At 73.4% G+C, this 17,982-nt stretch carries 14 protein-coding genes and 1 pseudogene; 14 read left to right on the top strand and 1 reads right to left on the bottom strand.

Annotated features, from left to right (window positions below; translation table 11 throughout):
- From H7A69_RS12515 to H7A69_RS12480, 8 genes and pseudogenes are all read left to right on the top strand, one after another.
- Window positions 1-277, top strand: a pseudogene (locus H7A69_RS12515) (two-component sensor histidine kinase); the annotation flags it as partial.
- Window positions 265-957: a response regulator transcription factor gene (locus tag H7A69_RS12510; protein ID WP_182047309.1), complete on the top strand. Its 693-nt coding sequence runs from the start codon at window positions 265-267 to the stop codon at window positions 955-957. The pseudogene H7A69_RS12515 and the gene H7A69_RS12510, both read left to right, overlap by 13 nt.
- 33 nt (window positions 958-990) lie before the next feature.
- Entirely contained in the window at window positions 991-1,803 is an 813-nt protein-coding gene (locus tag H7A69_RS12505; protein WP_259346215.1) for a fructosamine kinase family protein, read from the top strand.
- A gap of 100 nt (window positions 1,804-1,903) precedes the next feature.
- On the top strand, window positions 1,904-3,214 hold the full coding sequence (locus H7A69_RS12500) for an ABC transporter substrate-binding protein (protein ID WP_182047308.1): 1,311 nt from the start codon (window positions 1,904-1,906) through the stop codon (window positions 3,212-3,214).
- A 44-nt stretch (window positions 3,215-3,258) separates the two neighbouring features.
- The gene (locus tag H7A69_RS12495; protein ID WP_083264053.1) at window positions 3,259-4,224 is read left to right on the top strand and encodes a carbohydrate ABC transporter permease; all 966 of its coding nucleotides are present in this window, start codon (window positions 3,259-3,261) and stop codon (window positions 4,222-4,224) included.
- Entirely contained in the window at window positions 4,221-5,117 is an 897-nt protein-coding gene (locus H7A69_RS12490; protein ID WP_182047307.1) for a carbohydrate ABC transporter permease, read from the top strand. The genes H7A69_RS12495 and H7A69_RS12490 overlap by 4 nt, the downstream gene beginning before the upstream one ends.
- 55 nt (window positions 5,118-5,172) lie before the next feature.
- Window positions 5,173-7,590, top strand: coding sequence for a glycoside hydrolase family 31 protein (locus H7A69_RS12485; protein WP_259346214.1), 2,418 nt, complete (start codon window positions 5,173-5,175; stop codon window positions 7,588-7,590).
- A 308-nt stretch (window positions 7,591-7,898) separates the two neighbouring features.
- Window positions 7,899-8,696 carry an HAD family hydrolase gene (locus tag H7A69_RS12480; RefSeq protein WP_182047306.1) on the top strand — a complete coding sequence of 266 codons (798 nt, stop codon included), beginning with the start codon at window positions 7,899-7,901 and terminating at the stop codon, window positions 8,694-8,696.
- On the opposite strand, the gene H7A69_RS12475 is transcribed toward H7A69_RS12480, so the two are convergent.
- Entirely contained in the window at window positions 8,672-9,697 is a 1,026-nt protein-coding gene (locus tag H7A69_RS12475; RefSeq protein WP_083264051.1) for a LacI family DNA-binding transcriptional regulator, read from the bottom strand. The two genes, H7A69_RS12480 and H7A69_RS12475, sit on opposite strands and share 25 nt — an antisense overlap.
- Before the next feature lie 52 nt (window positions 9,698-9,749).
- Between H7A69_RS12475 and H7A69_RS12470 the strand changes: the two genes are divergently transcribed.
- From H7A69_RS12470 to H7A69_RS12445, 6 genes are all read left to right on the top strand, one after another.
- Window positions 9,750-11,612, top strand: coding sequence for a glycoside hydrolase family 2 protein (locus H7A69_RS12470; protein ID WP_182047305.1), 1,863 nt, complete (start codon window positions 9,750-9,752; stop codon window positions 11,610-11,612).
- A gap of 64 nt (window positions 11,613-11,676) precedes the next feature.
- A complete protein-coding gene (locus H7A69_RS12465) occupies window positions 11,677-13,869 on the top strand; it encodes an ArnT family glycosyltransferase (RefSeq protein WP_259346213.1) in 2,193 nt (730 codons plus the stop codon).
- Window positions 13,870-13,907: 38 nt separating this feature from the next.
- The gene (locus H7A69_RS12460; RefSeq protein WP_182047303.1) at window positions 13,908-14,630 is read left to right on the top strand and encodes a response regulator transcription factor; all 723 of its coding nucleotides are present in this window, start codon (window positions 13,908-13,910) and stop codon (window positions 14,628-14,630) included.
- Window positions 14,627-16,195 carry a sensor histidine kinase gene (locus tag H7A69_RS12455; RefSeq protein WP_182047302.1) on the top strand — a complete coding sequence of 523 codons (1,569 nt, stop codon included), beginning with the start codon at window positions 14,627-14,629 and terminating at the stop codon, window positions 16,193-16,195. The genes H7A69_RS12460 and H7A69_RS12455 overlap by 4 nt, the downstream gene beginning before the upstream one ends.
- A complete protein-coding gene (locus tag H7A69_RS12450; protein ID WP_182047301.1) occupies window positions 16,192-16,491 on the top strand; it encodes a hypothetical protein in 300 nt (99 codons plus the stop codon). The genes H7A69_RS12455 and H7A69_RS12450 overlap by 4 nt, the downstream gene beginning before the upstream one ends.
- A 124-nt stretch (window positions 16,492-16,615) precedes the next feature.
- Window positions 16,616-17,938: a glycosyltransferase gene (locus H7A69_RS12445; protein WP_182047300.1), complete on the top strand. Its 1,323-nt coding sequence runs from the start codon at window positions 16,616-16,618 to the stop codon at window positions 17,936-17,938.
- The last annotated feature ends 44 nt before the right edge of the window (window positions 17,939-17,982 follow it).

Below are 17,982 nucleotides of genomic sequence, written 5' to 3'. Positions count from 1 at the left end.
CGCTCTGGAGGGCCTGACCAACGCCCGGCGGCACGCGGCCGGGCAGCCGGTCACCGTCGCGGTGGACGTCGTGCGCGGGCCGGCGCTCCGGGTCCGGGTGACGAACCCGACGGCGCACCGTGCCGAGCAGGACACGGCGACGTCCGGCGCGGCTCGGGCGGGGCACGGCCTGCGCGGGCTGGCCGAGCGGGCGAGGCTCCTCGGCGGGTCCTTCTCCGCCGGTCGCGACGCATCCGGCACGCACGTCGTCGAGGCGGTGCTCCCGTGGACGGCGTGACCGCCCCCGTGCGCGTCGTCCTGGTCGACGACGACCACCTCGTCCGGGCCGGTCTCCGACTGCTCCTGAGCGGGGGCGACGGCATCGAGGTCGTGGGCGAGGCCGGCGACGGGCTGGAGGCCGAGGACGTCATCGCCGCGGTGGCACCGGACGTCGTGCTGATGGACATCCGCATGCCCCGGTGCGACGGCCTGGTCGCGACCGAGCGGGAACTCCGGAGGCGTCCGGAGCTCGCCGTGCTGGTGCTGACCACGTTCCAGGACGACGAGCTGGTGCTCGGCGCCCTGCACCGGGGAGCCCGCGGGTTCCTGCTCAAGGACACGCCACCGCACGAGCTCGTCGAGGCGGTCCGGGCCGTGGCCGCCGGCCGGTCGATCCTGTCGCCGTCCGTGCTCGACCGGGTGATCGCGGTCGCCGCCGGGAACGGCTCCGGGCCGGGCGCCGGTGCGACCCCGACCGACGGTGCGCACGAACGGCGACTCCTGGCGACCCTGACCGAACGTGAGACCGAGGTCGCGCTCGCCGTGGCCGCCGGCGCCTCGAACGCACAGATCGCCGCCGACCTGTTCGTGACCCTGGCGACCGTGAAGACGCACGTCGGGCACGTGTACGAGAAGTTCGGCGTCGACAACCGGGTGCAGCTCGCCCTGGTCGTGCACGCCGCCGGCCGGGGAGCCTGAACGCCCGACGAGCGCCGTCGGCAGGATGGGCACGTGCCCGAGATCCACGTGAAGACGTTCCGCGACCCCGACGAGGCGACCGCCGAGGCCGCCGGACTGGCCTGGCTCGCCGAGGCCGAGGAGACCGGCGGCACCCGGATCGCCCGCGTCCTCGACCACCCGGAGCCGACCGTGCTCCACCTCGAGCAGATCCGGGACGGCAGCCCGACGAAGGCGCAGGCCGAGCGCTTCGGTCGGTCACTCGCACGGACCCACGCGGCCGGTGCCGCCCACTGGGGTGCGCCGTCACCCGGGTTCCCGACGCGCGGGGGCCTGCGCATGGGCCGGTCGCGGACGCCGTTCACGAGCGCCGCTGACGCACCGCCGACCTGGGGTGCGTTCTTCGCCGAGTACCGCATCCGGGACTTCGTGCAGCGCATCGTCGACCGCGGTGGCTTCGACGCCGCCGAGGCCGCCGTGTTCGACCGCGTGGCCGACCGACTCGAGGACGGCACCCTCGGCTCGCCGCAGCCCGCGCTCGTCGGTGACGCACCGGCGCGGATCCACGGCGACCTCTGGGCGGGGAACGTGCTGTGGCCGACGGACGCCTCGGAGCCGACCGGTGCCGTGCTCATCGACGCGACGCCGCACGGCGGGCACGCCGAGACCGACCTCGCGCTGCTGGCGTTGTTCGGGCTCCCCCGGCTCGAGACGGTCATCGCCGGGTACGACGCCGAGTCGCGGTTGGCGGACGGCTGGCAGGAGCGCGTCGAGCTCCACCAGCTCGCGCCGCTGCTGCTGCACGTGTTCCTGTTCGGCGGCTCGTACACCGAGCACGCACTGCGCGCCGCACGCCGCTACGCCTGAGGGCCCTCGTGCGGGTGAGCACTGCTCGTCGTTCCGTTGACTTTGAGTTTACAGCGCTGTAAAACAGAGCGAGCGCGACGGAGCGCGAGAGGGAGCAACGATGGTCACCAGCAGGACGACGGCACGTGCGGCGCTCAGCCGCCGCGGGTTCCTCACGGGCGCCGCGGGCGGGATCGGCCTCGGCGCGCTGGCGCTCACCGGCTGTTCGGCGCCGTCCTCGGGCACCGCGGCGGCGGGCGGGACGACGCTGCGCTTCTACGAGCAGAAGCAGGAGGTCATCGCGTACTTCGACGACCTCCTCCGGCGGTTCGAGCGGGAGCACCGCGGCCTCCGGGTCGTCCACGACAGCACGACCGCCATCGCGCCGCAGTTCGTCCGCGGCGAACCGGCCGACGTCGGCTGCTTCAACGACAACCTCGAGCTCGCCCGCTACATCGAGCGCGGCGTGCTCCGCGACCTCGGCGACCTGCCCTCGGCGGCAAGGGTCCGGAAGAGCATCGACGGCCTGACGAACCAGTACGCCACCTTCGAGGACCGCACCAGCGTCCTGCCCTTCTCGCTCGCCGCCGCCGGCGTCATCTACAACAAGCGGATCTTCGCCGAGCAGGACCTCCCGGTCCCGACGACCTGGAGCGAGTTCGTCGACGTCTGCACGGCACTCTCGAAGACGGACGTCACCCCCGTGTACGCGACCGACCGCGACACCTGGACGCTGTGGCAGGGCCTGTTCGACTACTCGGTGGGCAGCCTGGTCGACACCGGGACGTTCTTCCGCAAGATGAAGGCGCTCGGCACGGACGTCGGACCCGACGCCGAGGTCTCCTTCGAGCGCGACTTCGCCGTGCCGATGGAGCGCGCGAAGACGATCTCGACGTTCTTCAACCCGGACCACGCGACCCGCTCCTACGCCGACGGCAACCTGGCGTTCGGACAGGGCAAGGTCGCGATGTACCTGCAGGGGCCGTGGGCGCTCAGCCAGATCGCGCTCGTCGACCCGGACCTACCCGTCGGGACCTTCGCGCTCCCCGTGTCCGACGACCCCGACGACCGGCAGGCACGCGTCAACATCGACCTCGGGCTCTGGATCCCCACGACCACGACGCACCTCGACGAGGCCCGGGAGCTCGTCGAGTTCCTCATGCAGCCCGACGTGATCAACGCCTACAACCTCGACAACCTCGCGTTCGCGACGACCGAGGACGCGGCTCCCCAGACCGACGAGCGCGTGGCCGGCCTGCAGCAGTACGTCGACAGCGGCGACTTCTACCAGGGCGCCGGCACCTTCATCCCCACCTCCATCCCCCTCGGCAACTACCTGCAGACGGCGATCCGCAGCGGCGACTTCGAGTCGATGCTGCGGCGGCTCGACACCGACTGGCGACGCCTCGCCGGCCGCTCGGCGACGGTCTGACCGCCGCGACCCCGGCACCGCCGACCAGGACCCCAGGAGCGCTCATGACCGTCCAGACCCCGCTGACCCCCGGCACACCGGACACCGGTGGACCCCGTCCCGGACCCGCAACCGTCGCGTCCCGCGTGCACCGACGCGTCGGCTCGCTGCGCCGCACCGAGGGCGTCTACTACCTCTTCCTCGTGCCCGCCCTCGTGCTGTTCACGGCGTTCGTCGTCGCCCCCGCGTGCGTCGGCGTCTTCTACAGCTTCACCGACTACCTCGGCTTCGGGCAGTGGCACTTCCTCGGACTCGAGAACTACCGCGCGCTCGTGTCGGACCCGGCGATCCTCGGCTCGTACGGCTTCACCCTCGGCTTCGCCGTGGTGACGGTGATCGTCACGCAGGTGATCGCCCTGGCACTGGCCATCGCGCTGACGAAGCGCGTGCGGTTCGCGAGCGGGCTCCGCGCCGTGTTCGTCATCCCGATGGTCGTCTCCGGCATCATCGTCGCCTACGTCTTCAACTTCCTGTTCTCGAACACCCTGCCGGCCCTGGCGACCTCGGTCGGCTTCGGCCCGCTGGAGCAGAGCATCCTCGGCGACCCGGACCTCGCCTGGCTCGCGATCGTCATCGTCTCGGCCTGGCAGACGATCCCGGGTGCGCTGCTCGTCTACACGGCGGGACTGACCTCCATCCCGACGGACGTCTACGAGGCGAGCTCGCTCGACGGCGCCGGCGCGTGGAAGCAGCTCCGGTCGATCACGCTGCCCCTGATCGGCGGCTTCATCGTCATCAACACGGTGCTCGGCGTGAAGGGCTACCTCGGCGCCTACGACGTGATCGTCGGATTGACGAACGGCGGACCGGGCTCGGCGACGAGCAGCGTCGCGATGACCATCTTCACGGGCTTCACGAGCGGCGACTACGCCTACCAGATGGCCAACGCGACCGTCTTCTTCGTCATCACCGTCCTCATCTCGGTCCTGCAGCTCGCAGTGACCCGCGGAAGGAACCTCCGACTCGCATGAGCGCCATCGACACCCGGTCCCCAGCGACCGCCGCCGCACGCACCACGCCCGATCAGCCCCGCCGACGCCGGCTCGGTCGCGCCGACGTCCCGCTGACGATCGTCCTGGCGATCGCGTCCCTCACCGTCCTGGTCCCGCTCTACGTCACCGTCGCCATGGCGTTCAAGACGAGCGCACAGGCCGTCGACGGCAACGCGCTGTCCCTGCCGTTCCCGTTCAACCCCGCCAGCTTCGCCGAGGCGTGGACGCTCACCCGCTTCCCGGTGTCGTTCTCGGTCTCGCTCGGCGTCGCCGCCCTCACCGTCGTCGCGACGCTGCTCCTCAGCTCGCTCGCCTCGTACGCGATCGTGCGGAACTGGCACCGCCGCTTCTTCCGCTGGTCCTTCGTCTACCTGCTCGCGGCGATGTTCCTGCCGTTCCCGGTGGTCGCCCTGCCGCAGATCAAGCTCACCGCGATGATCTCGCTCGACAGCCCGGTCGGCGTCGCGATCCTGCACGCCATGTTCCAACTGTCGTTCAGCGTGCTGCTCTACTCGGCGTTCCTGCGCTCGATCCCGGTCGAGCTCGAGGAGAGCGCACGCATCGACGGTGCCTCGACGTGGCAGATCTTCTGGCGCGTCATCCTGCCGTTGCTCGGCCCGATGAACGCGACCGTCGGCATCTTCGCGTTCCTCGCCTCGTGGAACGACTTCATGATGCCGTCGCTCATCACCGCGGACCCCGGGCTGCAGACGCTGCCCGTCGTGCAGAACATCTTCCAGAGCCAGTTCGGCACGAACTACAACGTGGCGTTCGCCTCGTACCTCATGGCGATGGCTCCGACGATCGTCGTCTACCTGTTCGCGCAGCGCTGGGTGATCAGCGGCGTGACGCAGGGCGCCGTCAAGAGCTGACCCGAGCCTCCCGTACCGACACCGGCCGGAACGGCCGAGACAGGACCGAACCGACGTGCACTCCCCCACCGACGGCCCCCTGCCCACCATCCGTCCCTTCCCGGGCTCCGACCCGGTCGCCGACGGCGACGCCGTCGTGCAGGGCGACCACTGGCGGATCACCGTGCTGTGCGACGGGCTCTTCCGCATCGAGTGGAGCGACGACGGCGGTTTCGAGGACCGCGCCTCGACCTTCGCGGTACGACGGCGCCTGCCGGTGCCCGAGTACACCGTCGTGCGGCGGGGCGACGGGGTCGAGGTGACCACGGATAGGGCCACCCTCCGGTACGACGGCCGGCCGTTCTCGGCGACCGGGCTGGTGGTCGAGACCTCGGGAGCGGACGCGAACCGGTGGCGCTGGGGCCAGGAGCCGCGTGACCTCGGCGGCACCGGCAGGACGCTCGACGACGTGGACGGGCGGATGCCGCTCGAGTCCGGTGTCCTGGCGCGCGACGGGATCGTCGCGCTCGACGACAGCGACTCGTTCCTGTTCGAGGACGACGGGTGGGTGGGCAGCCGCGTGCCGGGCCGCCGCGACGTGCAGGTGTTCGCGTACGGCCGCGACTACGACGAGGCCCTCCGGGCGTTCCACGCGGTGTCGGGACCACCGACGCGGCTGCCCCGGTGGGCGCTCGGGAACTGGTGGAGCCGCTACCACCCGTACTCGGACGAGTCGTACACGGCGCTCCTCGACCGGTTCGCCGAGGAGCGCCTGCCCTTCTCGGTCGCGGTCGTCGACATGGACTGGCACCGCGTCGACTCCGTGCCGCCGCGCTTCGGCAACGGCTGGACCGGGTACTCGTGGGAGCCGTCGCTCTTCTCCGACCCGCCCGCCTTCCTGGCCGAGCTGCACCGGCGCGGCATGCGGACCACGCTCAACCTGCACCCGGCCGACGGCGTGCGGGCCTTCGAGGACGCCTACCCGGCGATGGCGACCGCGACCGGCATCGATCCCGACACCGAGCAGACGGTCGCGTTCGACCCCACCGACCCGGTCTTCCTCCGCGCGTACTTCGAGCACCTGCACCGGCCGCTCGAGGAGCAGGGCGTCGACTTCTGGTGGATCGACTGGCAGCAGGGCCGCACCTCCGGCATGCCCGGTGTCGACCCGCTCTGGGTGCTCAACCACTTCCACCTGCTCGACTCGGCGCGCGACGGCGGGGCCGGCATGACCTTCTCGCGGTACGCGGGTCCTGGCAGCCACCGGTACGCGGTCGGGTTCTCCGGGGACGCCGTCGTCTCGTGGGCCTCCCTCGCGTTCCAACCCGAGTTCACCGCGACCGCCGCGAACGTCGGGTACCCCTGGTGGAGCCATGACATCGGCGGCCACACCCGCGGAGTGCGCGACGACGAGCTCGCCACCCGCTGGGTGCAGTTCGGGGTCTTCTCGCCGATCATGCGGCTGCACTCCGCGAACAACCCGTTCATCCGCAAGGAGCCGTGGCTGTTCCCGGCCGAGCCCCGGGCCGCGATGGGCGAGGCCCTGCGCTTCCGCCACCGGCTCGTGCCGTACCTGCACACCATGAACCACCGAGCGGCCGCGGGCACCGCACTCGTCCGGCCGGTGTACCACCTCGAGCCGCACCGCGACGAGGCGTACCGGGTGCCGAACGAGTACGCCTTCGGGTCGGAGCTGCTCGTGGCCCCGATCGTCGAACCGCGCGACCCGGTGACGCTGCGGGGCCGGGCGCGGGCCTGGCTGCCGCCGGGCACGTGGACGGACGTCTTCACGGGCACGACGTACGCGGGCGACCGGTTCGTCGACCTGCACCGCGGGCTCGGCACGATCCCCGTGCTGCTGCGTGCGGGCGGGATCCTGCCGCTCGCGGCGCCGGACGAGTCGGACGCGACGGTGAACCCCGCCGCGCTCGAGGTGCTCGTCGCCCCGGGTGCCTCGGGCACGTTCACGCTCGTGGAGGACCGGGAGGAGCAGACCGGCACCAGCACCGGCACCGGGACCGGGACCGGCACCGGCACCGGTACGGAGCCGGACGGCGGCGTGTGCCGGACCACGCTCACGTGGGACCACGACGCCGCCGTGTTCCGGATCGACCCGGCCGAGGGCGACCTCGGCAGCGTGCCGGCCCGGCGTCGGTGGCGCGTCACGTTCCTCGGGGCGCCCGCGGCCGGGCAGGAGGTCGACGCGGTGTCGGCCGACCGGTTCTCGGTCGACCTGGACGTCGCGACGGACGCCGGCGCGGTCCTGACCCTCGCGGGGGCGCCCGCGATCGGTGTGGACGCCCGCGACGCCGCACGGGAGCTCCTCGAGGGTGCCCAGGCGGGCAACGCGGAGAAGCTCACCGCGTGGGAGGTCGTCGACCGCGACGCACCCCGCGCCGACCGGATCGCCGAGCTCGAGACCGTCGGGCTGCCCGGGTCGCTGCGGAGCGCCCTGGTCGAGCTGCTCGGGAGCGTGCACCCCGGGGAGCGGTGACGGCGGCTGCTGCGCGGCTGCGGTCCCGCGGCGGCGGCACGTGCTGCGGTCCCGCGGCGGCGGCACGTGGTGCGACATCGCACGCGTCGATCGACACGTGCGATGTCGGACGATGCGCGCGTACCGGGTGCGTGCGCACCGAGCGACATGCCGCGCGTCGATCGACACGCGGAACGTCGCAGACCGAGCCGGCAGCCCGTCCCGCCCGGCAGCCGCCCCGACCGGCAGCCAGCCCGGCCGGCAGCCCGTCCCGCCCGCCCGGCCGACCGCCGGTCGCGGCCCGCAGCCCCGTCGCCTACCCTGGTCCGGTGGCGGACGAGCAGGCGGGCACCCCGGTCCTCGCGTTCTTCGACGTGGACAACACCCTCGTCCACGGTGCGAGCGCGTTCCACCTCGTGCGCGGACTCCGCGCCGCCCGCCTCATCACCCTGCGCGACATCGTCAGCGCCGGCTGGAAGCACGCCCGCTTCAAGGTCCGCGGCGAGAACGACCGGCACCTGGCCGCCGCGCAGACCCGTGGACTCGAGGTGATCACCGGCATCACGGTCGCCGACATGGCGGCGCTGTCCGACGACGTCTGGGCCCGCCACACCGAGCCGTCCGTGTGGCCCGAGACCGCTGCCCTCGCCCGCGAGCACCTCGCGAAGGGCCACCAGGTGTGGCTCGTCACGGCGACACCGACGTTCCTGGCCGAGGTGATCGCACGCAGCCTCGGGCTGACCGGCGCCCTGGGCAGCGTGTTCGAGGTGGAGGACGGCGCCTACACGGGCCGCCTCGACGGGGCGTTCCTGCACGGGGAGCACAAGGCGGTCGCCGCGCGTGCGCTCCTGGCCCGGACCGGCGCGGACCCCGCGCACTGCTGGGCGTACTCGGACTCCCGCCACGACATCCCCCTGCTGTCCCTCGTCGGGAACCCCGTGGTCGTCAACCCGGACCAGGGGCTCGCCGCACACGCGCGGGCGGCGGGGTGGCCGACGATGCGACTGCAGCGCGCGAGCATCCGGGAGGCCCGGCGCCGAGTCCGACGGGAGGCCTCGGAGGCGTCCTCCCGGCACGGCGGCCCGACGACGGTCCGCGGGGATCAGTCGACCGAGCCGTCCGGGTAGGGCGCGCTCTCCCCCACCAGCAGCCGGTGGCCGACCGTCACCGCCCGTCCCTCGCCCGGGCGTCCCTCGATGCGCTCCTGCAGCCGGTCGAGCGCGGCCTCGGCGAGCGCGACCGTGTCCGGCGCGACCGAGGTCAGGCTCGGCACCAGGCTGGCGGCCAGCCCGATGGCGTCCCACCCGACCACCGCCACGTCGCGCGGCGCCTCGAGCCCCCGCAGGCGCATCGCCCGCAGGGCCCCGACGGCGGCGAGGTCGTCGCGGCAGAGCAGCCCGTCGATCCGGAGTCCGTCGTCGAGGGCACGGCCGAAGGCCTCCTCCGCCCCGCGGGCGTCGCCGACCGCACGCGCGACCATGAGCGACGGGTCGACCGGCAGGCCGGCCTCGGACAGACCGTCGCGGTACCCCTCCGTCCGGAAGGCCGAGGTGCGGGACTGTTCACCCACCTCGTGGCCGAGGAACCCGATCCGGCGCCGTCCGAGGGCCGCGAGGTGCGCGACGGCCTCGGCCGCGGCCCGCACGTTGTCGATCGCGACGAGGTCCGCGCCGTCCGGCCGGACGTCCTCGCCGAGGAACACGACCGCGGTGTCGCCCCGTGCGTGGTCGATCTCGGTGGGCGTGAGCACCTGCGGGTGGATGACGACCCCGTCGACGACCCCCGCCTCGCGCCCGCGGACGGCGGACAGCTCGCCGCCCGGCGCCCCGGCGGTCTCCTCGAGCAGCAGCTGGTACCCCCGCGCGGCGCACACCTCGGAGAACACGTGCGCGAGCTCGGCGAAGTACGGCCGACGCAGGTCGGGGAACGCGAACGCGAGCATGTTCGTGCGGCCGGTGGCCAGGCTCCGCCCCGTCACGTTCGGTCGGTAGCCGAGCGCGTCGACCGACGTCTGCACCCGGGCCCGCATGGCGTCGCTGACGTGCCGGTAGCCACGGACGACGTTCGACACGGTCTTCATCGAGACGCCGGCGTGCTCCGCGACGTCCTGCAGCGTGACCCGGCCCACGCGCCCACCGTAGCGTTGACGATCTGTTTACAGCGCTGTAAATTGCCGGAGCATGAGCATCGTCGCCCCCGCGTCCTCCGTCGACGTCGCCGCCGTCCCCCTCGCCAGCCGGCAGGACGGCCGGTACCCCCGGCCGCAGGTGGTCCGCCGCGACTGGGTCGACCTCAGCGGGCCCTGGTCGTTCCGGCACGACGACGAGGACGCCGGTGCCGATGCCGGGTGGGCCGCCGGGGTCCCCTCGCCGCGCAGCATCACCGTGCCCTTCCCGCCCGAGTCGGCGGCGTCCGGCATCGGCGACCCCGGGTTCCACCCGGTCGTCTGGTACAGCCGGACGATCGGCCACGACGAGCTCGTGCAGGCCGGCCACGGCGCCGACCGGCCCCGCGTCCTGCTGCACTTCGGCGCGGTCGACCATCGCGCCCGGGTCTGGATCGACGGCCGGTTCGTCGGCGAGCACGAGGGCGGGCACACCCCGTTCACGTTCGACGTCACGGCCCTGCTCGCCGAGACCCCCGACGGGGCCGGCCACCTGCTGGTCGTCCGCGCCGAGGACGACCCCGACGACGTCACGCAACCCCGTGGCAAGCAGGACTGGCACGAGGAGGCACACGCGATCTGGTACCGCCGGACCACGGGCATCTGGCAGCCGGTCTGGCTGGAGGCCGTGCCCACCACCGCGATCGACGCACTCCGGTGGACCCCCGCCTCCCCCGCGTCGACGGCGCTGTCGGTCCGCTTCCGCGGCCGGGTGCCCGCCGGTGCCCGGCTCCGGGTCGCCCTCCGTTTCGACGAGCGCGACGAGGACCTCGGCACGACCGAGTGGGACGCCACCGCCAGCCGTCCGACCCTCGAGGTCACCGTGCCGGTCGCACGGCAGCGCAACGGCCAGGCCGAGGACGAGCTGACGTGGTCGCCGGAGACCCCGCGGCTCGTCGACGCCGTCCTCACCCTGGTCGACGCGTCCGGCGCCGTGCTCGACGTCGTCGCCAGCTACCTCGGCATGCGCAGCGTCGGCGTCGGCGGTGGCCGGTTCCTGCTCAACCGGCAGCCCTACCCGGTGCGCAGCGTGCTCGACCAGGCCTTCTGGCCGGAGTCGCACCTGGCCGCACCGCACCCGCTCGCACACCGGCAGGAGGTCGAGCTCATCAAGGCCCTCGGCTTCAACGCCGCGCGCATGCACCAGAAGATCGAGGACCCGCGGTTCCTCTACTGGGCCGACCGCCTCGGCCTCATGGTCTGGGGCGAGGCCCCCGCGGCGTACGAGTTCTCCCCCACGGCCGTGCGTCGACTCACCGCGGAGTGGACCGCCGCCGTCGAGCGGGACGCCTCGCACCCGTCGATCGTCACCTGGGTCCCGTTCAACGAGTCGTGGGGCATCCAGCACGTCGTCTCGGACCCCGCCCAGCAGGCCTACGCGCGGGCGCTCGTCGACCTCACCCGGGCCCTCGACCCGTCCCGGCCGGTGATCGGGAACGACGGCTGGGAGCAGCAGGACACCGACGTCGTGACGATCCACGACTACGAGGGCGACGGCGCCGTGCTCGCGGACACCTACCGCGACGACGCGGCACGCACCCGCGCGCTCGAGGGCCTCGCCCCGTCCGGACACCCCCAGTTCGTCGGTGGTGCCGTCGACCGCGGCCAGCCGGTGATGCTCACCGAGTTCGGCGGCGTCCGGTACCAGGCCGCCGGCCGGCGCACCGAGGGCTGGGGCTACACGGCGGCGGTCGACGGGGACGACTGGGTCGCGCGGATCACGGCGCTCTACGACGGGGTGCGGGCGAGCACGTTCCTGGCAGGGTCGTGCTGGACGCAGCTGACGGACACGATGCAGGAGACGAACGGCCTGCTCCACGCGGACCGGACCCCGAAGGTCCCGATCGAGCAGATCCGCCGGGCGGTGACGGGCAGCTGACGTCTTAGGAAGCTCCGAGGCGGTCCATCGGAACGGTCGACCGGGGACGGCGATGCTCAGCGTCATGACCACGTACCCGATCCCCGTGACCGACCGTCGCGACCGAGCGCACACGGGAGCGCCAACGCGTCGCCGAGCCCTTCCCCGGCTCTTCCTCGGTGAGCGGACCGACGCCCGTTGGCTCCGCCCGGCGTTCTGGCTGCTCCTCGTCGTCACCGCCGTCGTGTACCTCTGGGACCTCAGCGTCTCCGGGTACGCCAACACCTTCTACGCCGCCGCCGTGCAGGCCGGCACGAAGTCGTGGGAGGCGTTCTTCTTCGGCTCGCTCGACTCGTCGAACTTCATCACCGTCGACAAGCCCCCGGCGTCGCTCTGGGTGATGGTGCTGTCGGCTCGGCTGTTCGGGTTCTCGTCGTCCAGCCTGCTGCTCCCCCAGGCGCTGATGGCCGTCGCCTCGGTCGCGCTCGTGTGGGGCACCGTCCGACGGACGCTCGCCCGCCTCGGAGCCACGACCGCGAACGTCGGTGCGCTGCTCGCCGGCTTCATCGTCGCGGCGACCCCGGCGGCGGCGCTCATGTTCCGGTTCGACAACCCGGACGCGCTGCTCGTCCTGCTCATGACCGCGGGCGCGTACTGCACGGTCCGGGCACTGCCGAAGGGCAGCTGGCGGTGGATCGCCCTCGCCGGTGTCGCCCTCGGCTTCGCGTTCCTGACGAAGATGCTCCAGGGCCTGCTCGTCCTGCCGGCCTTCGGCCTCGTGTACCTCTTCGCCGCCCGCACGACCTGGGGCAGGCGCGCGATCGGCCTCGGCATCGCCGCAGTGTCGCTCGTCGTGGCAGCCGGGTGGTGGGTCCTCGCCGTGGCGCTCTGGCCCGCGGAGTCACGCCCGTACATCGGTGGTTCGACCGACAACACGGTCCTCGACCTGGTGTTCGGCTACAACGGCCTCGGCCGGATCTTCGGCGGCTCGGGCAACGGCGGCGGTGGCGGCGGCACGGGCGGCGGCACCGCGGGCTCGTCCTTCGGCGGCTCCACCGGGCTGGACCGGCTGTTCTCGTCCGAGATGGGCCTCGAGATCTCGTGGCTCCTGCCCGCGGCACTCGTCGCGCTCGTGCTCGGCCTGGTGGTCGTCGGCCGGCGGCACCTCGCCGACCCCGCCCGCGCCGGCCTGGTGCTCTGGGGCGGCTGGCTGCTCGTCACCGGACTGGTCTTCTCGTACATGTCCGGCACGATCCACCCGTACTACACCGTGGCGCTCGCCCCGGCGATCGCCGGCCTGGTCGGCACCGGTGGCGCCCTCCTCTGGCACGCCCGCGAGCGCATGACGGGGCGCCTCGGCCTCGCGGCCATGATCGGCGCGACGGCCTTCTGGAGCTGGTGCCTGCTGAACGAGAACGCGTCGTGGCTGCCGTGGCTGCGCTGGGTGGTGCTCGTCGGTGGTCTGCTGTCCGCCGCGGCGATCGTCGTCGGCAGTGTCCCCACTCTCCGGAAGCTCGTCACCATCGGTGTCCTCGCCGGCACGCTGTTCGGGCTGACCGGCACGACGGCCTACGCCCTCGCCACGACGACCGTCGCGCACTCCGGGTCGATCCCGAGCGTCGGTCCGGCGGGCAGCGGCTCCGGCGGGACGGGCGGGTTCCCTGGTGGCGGCGGCCAGCCGGGAGGCACGACCGGCCCCGGCGGGTCGGCCGGCGGCTCCGGAGACGGCGGGTTCCCGGGCGGCGGCCCGCAGGGCACGCAGGGCACGCAGCAGGACGGCACCGAGCAGGACGGCACCGAACAGGGTCAGGGCAGCGGCGGCCAGCCGCCGACCGGCACCGCACCGGAGGGCGCGACCGGCGAGGTGCCCGCGGTGCCCGACGGCGCGACCTCCGCGGACGGGTCGGGGACGAGCCTCCCGACCGGCGGCACGGGCGGCGCGACCACCTCGTCCGCGCTGACGAAGCTGCTCGCAGCCTCGGACGCGAAGTGGTCGGCCGCGGTGAACGGCTCGCAGTCCGCCGCACAGCTCGAGCTCGACACCGACACCGCCGTGATGGCCATCGGCGGCTGGTCGAGCGACCCCGCGCCGACGCTCGCCGAGTTCCAGGCCTGGGTCGCGGCCGGCGACGTCGGCTACTACGTCTCCTCCGGTTCCGGCGGCGGCATGCGCGGAGGGTCCTCCACCGCGAGTGCCATCCAGGAGTGGGTCGCCGCGAACTACGAGTCGACGACCGTCGGCGGCCAGACCGTCTACGACCTGGGCGCGTCGGAGTGACCGGCGACGAGGACACGGCGGCAGCTAGGCTCCGGGGCATGTCGGACCGACCGCTCCTGCGCGCCGACGGCACGCCCGCCCGTGTCCTCGTCGTCGACGACGAGCACGCGCTCGCCGAGGCCGTCGCCCTCGCGTTCGCGGGCGACGGGTGGGCCGTGCGGGCCGTGCACCGCGGGCGGGACGTGCTGTTCGCGGCGCGGGAGTTCCAGCCCGACGTGGTCGTGCTCGACGTGATGCTGCCGGACATCGACGGCTTCGAGGTGCTCGACCGGCTCCGCGACGCACGCGACGACGTCCGGGTCCTGTTCCTCACCGCGCGGGACGCTCCCGAGGACCGGCTCGCCGGGCTCACGGGCGGCGGGGACGACTACCTGACCAAGCCGTTCGGCATCGAGGAGCTGCTCGTCCGGGCCCGGATCCTCGCCCGGACCACCGCGCGGGTGGCGCTGCACGGTGGCTCGGTCGGACTCGTCGTCGGCGACCTGACCGTCGACGAGGACGCCCGCACGGCCACCCGCGGCGGCGAACCGCTCGACCTGACCCCGACCGAGTACGAACTCCTGCGGCACCTCGCCCGCAACCAGAACCGGGTGCTCTCCCGCGACCAGCTGCTGGCCAACGTCTGGGGCATGGACTTCGGCGCCGCCTCGAACCTCGTCGACATGTACGTGTCCTACCTGCGGAAGAAGCTCGACGTCGGACGCGAGCCGATGCTGCAGACCGTCCGCGGGGCCGGGTACGTGCTGCGGCCGGTGTCGTGAGCCGTCCCGAGAGGGCGAGCCGCGCCTCCCCGTCGATCCGCGTCCCGTCGCTGCGGTGGCGGGTCGTCGCCGCGGTCGCGCTGCTGCTCGTCGCGACGAACGTCGTCGTCGGCGCCGTGACCGTGGTCGCGTACCGCGGGTACCTGGTCGGCCGCCTCGACGCAGAGCTCGCGACCGCCGCCGGGCGGACGCCTGGCGGCGACGATCCGGGAGGGATGCCCTCGGGGCCACCGCCCGGCTCCTCCGGATCCCAGGACCCGGAGAACCGCTTCATCGGGGCGCCCGGGCAGGCAGCCGACACCGTCGTGGCGATCCTGCGCGACGGGGACGCCGTCCTCGCCGGGTACACCGACAGCGCCGGCGAACAGCACCGGCTGACCGCGGCGCAGCGTGCCGTGCTCGCCGACGTGACCCCCGACGCGGACCCCGCGACGATCACGCTCGGCGCGCTCGGGACCTACCGTGCGCAGGCCGTCACCCGCGGCGGGGACGTGTTCGTGACGGCGCTGCCGCTCGGTGACCTGCAGGCCTCGATCGTCCGGCTCGTCGTGCTCGTCGGCGGCGTCACCCTGCTCGGGCTCGTGCTCGCGACGTGGGTGCTCGCGCTCACGGTCCGTCGGTCGCTCCGGCCGCTCGAACGGGTCGCGGCCGTGGCGTCCGACGTCACCGCGCTCGACCTCGAACGCGGGGACCCCGACATCCCGGTCCGCGTCGCACCCGCGGACCTGCGGGCGAACCGCGAGGTCGGCCAGGTCGGCACCGCCCTGAACCGGCTGCTCGGACACGTCACCCGTGCCCTCACCGTCCGTCGTGACGCCGAACGGGGCATGCGCACCTTCGTCGCCGACGCGTCGCACGAGCTCCGGACGCCGATCGCCACGGTCCGCGCCTACGCCGACCTCTCCCGGTCGTCGGACGACGTCGACGACCTGCACCGGAACGCGGAGCGCATCGGCACCGCGGCGGTCCGGATGGGCGACCTCGTCGAGGAGCTCCTCCTGCTCGCCCGGCTCGACGCCACCGCGCTCGCCTCGGGTCCGGCACCGGTCCGCGAGGACGTCGACCTGACGGCGCTCGTCGTCGAGGCGACCGTCGACGCCCGGACGACCGCTCCCGACCACCGCTGGGTCCTGCAGATCGCGGACGACCACCCGCTCGAGGTGTCCGGTGACACGGTGCAGGTGCGCCGGGTCGTGACGAACCTGCTCGCCAACGCCCGGACGCACACCCCGGCGGGGACGACGGTCGTCGTCTCGCTGCAGGAGGTGCCGGGCGACGACGGAGCGCTCGTGCGCCTCGTCGTGGCGAACGACGGACCGCCGATCGAGGCGGACGTCCTGCCCACGCTCTTCGACCGGTTCACCCGGGGGACCGCCTCGCGCTCGCGGGAGCACGGGACGAGCGGTCTCGGGCTGGCGATCGTCCGCGCGGTCGCCGCGGCCCACGGCGGGACGGTCCGGGTGGCGTCGGAGCCCGGGCGCACGGCGTTCACGGTGGACCTGCCGGCGGCCCCCGGACGGGCTGACGGGTACGCTGCGGTCACCGACGGACGGGGGACGCGATGACGCAGCGAGACGGGGCACCGGGGGCCGGAGCCCAGCGGTACGGACACCTGCCGGAACGGGCGCGGCCCGAGGACCTGGTGGTCGAGGTCCCCGCGTTCGAGGACGACCGCCCCCAGCCCGAGCCCGAACCGCCGGCGGCCGCACCCGAACTCGTGGCGGCGACGCGGTTCGCGCAGGCGTCGCACGCGGTCCCGACCATCCGGCGGACGCAGCTCCGTGCCGGTCTGTGGATCGCGGGGGTCCCGATCGCCGCCCTCGCCGTCATCGCCGTCGTCCAGGTCCTGCTCGGCGACTGACCGCTCGTCGGCGTCGGCGTCGGCATCGGCCTCGGCGTCGAACCGCAGAAGGACGACGCGCTTCTTAGGGCCACCACAGGCTGCTGCTGCGGGGCGCATCGGGGCGCTGCCGAACCTGATCGGCATGACGCACGCGGACCAGACCCTCGACATCGACATCGTCGTGCCCTGCCACGACGAACAGGACACGCTCGCCGCCCACGTCCGGCGACTGCACCGCTTCTGCAGCGAGTCGTTGCAGCACTCGTGGCGGATCACCATCGCCGACAACGCCTCCACCGACGACACCGCCCGGATCGCCGACGACCTCGCGGCCATGCTGCCCGAGGTCCACGCCGTGCACCTGGCGCGCAAGGGTCGGGGCCGGGCGCTCAAGGCGGTGTGGAACGACTCCCCCGCCCGGGTGCTCGTCTACGTCGACGAGGACCTGTCCACGGACCTCGCCGCACTCGAGCCCCTCGTCGCACCCCTGCTCTCCGGGCACTCCGACGTGGCGATCGGCACCCGGCTCGCGGGGTCCTCGCGGGTGGTCCGTGGCGGCAAGCGCGAGTTCATCTCCCGCTCGTACAACCTGCTCCTCCGCAGCACGATGGGCGTCTCGTTCTCCGACGCGCAGTGCGGCTTCAAGGCCGTCACGCGCGAGACCGCCGACCACCTGCTCCCCCTGTGCGAGGACGACGCCTGGTTCTTCGACACCGAGCTCCTCGTGCTCGCCGAGCACGCCGGACTCCGCATCCACGAGGTACCGGTCGACTGGGTGGACGACGTCGACTCCTCGGTGCACATCGCGTCCACCGCGACCGAGGACCTCAAGGGCATGTGGCGCGTCTCCCGCGGGCTGGCGACCGGCCGGATCCCGATCGCCCCGGTGTACGACGCGATCGGCCGCCGCCCGTTCACGACGCCGCACGTCGGGATCCTCGGGCAGGTGCTGCGCTTCGGGGCGATCGGCGTCCTGTCGACCGTGGCGTTCGCCCTGCTCTACGCCCTGTTCCGGCCGGCGGTCGGTGCGCAGACCGCGGACTTCCTCGCGCTGCTCGTCACGGCGATCGGGAACACCGCCCTCAACCGTCGCTTCACGTTCGGCGTGCGGGGTCGTGCCGGCGCGGGACGCCACCACGTGCAGGGTCTGGTCGTCTTCGGCATCGCCTGGGCGATCACCTCCGGGTCGCTCGTCCTGCTCCACGCGACCACGCCGGGGGCGTCGCACGGCGCCGAGGTCCTGGTGCTCACCGCGGCGAACCTCGTGGCGACGGGCGTGCGGTTCGTCCTGTTCAAGGCGTGGGTGTTCCGCACGCGTCGGCGCCCCGTGCTGGTGCGTCCGGGCGACACCCCCGCGCCGGTCGCGGGCGCTGCCGGTCCGAGCGCGACCGCCGCGGCGTCCGAGTCGGGGCCCCGGCACGTCGACGAATCGGAGGACCGGCGGATCGACGAGCCTGCGGCCTGAGCCGCTCGGGCCGCCGCCTTGCACAACTGAAAGCGCCCCGCACC

This window comes from Curtobacterium sp. ME26 (genome assembly GCF_903970945.1).
Lineage (GTDB): Bacteria > Actinomycetota > Actinomycetes > Actinomycetales > Microbacteriaceae > Curtobacterium > Curtobacterium citri.
This window is presented reverse-complemented; position numbering and strand designations above follow the sequence as displayed.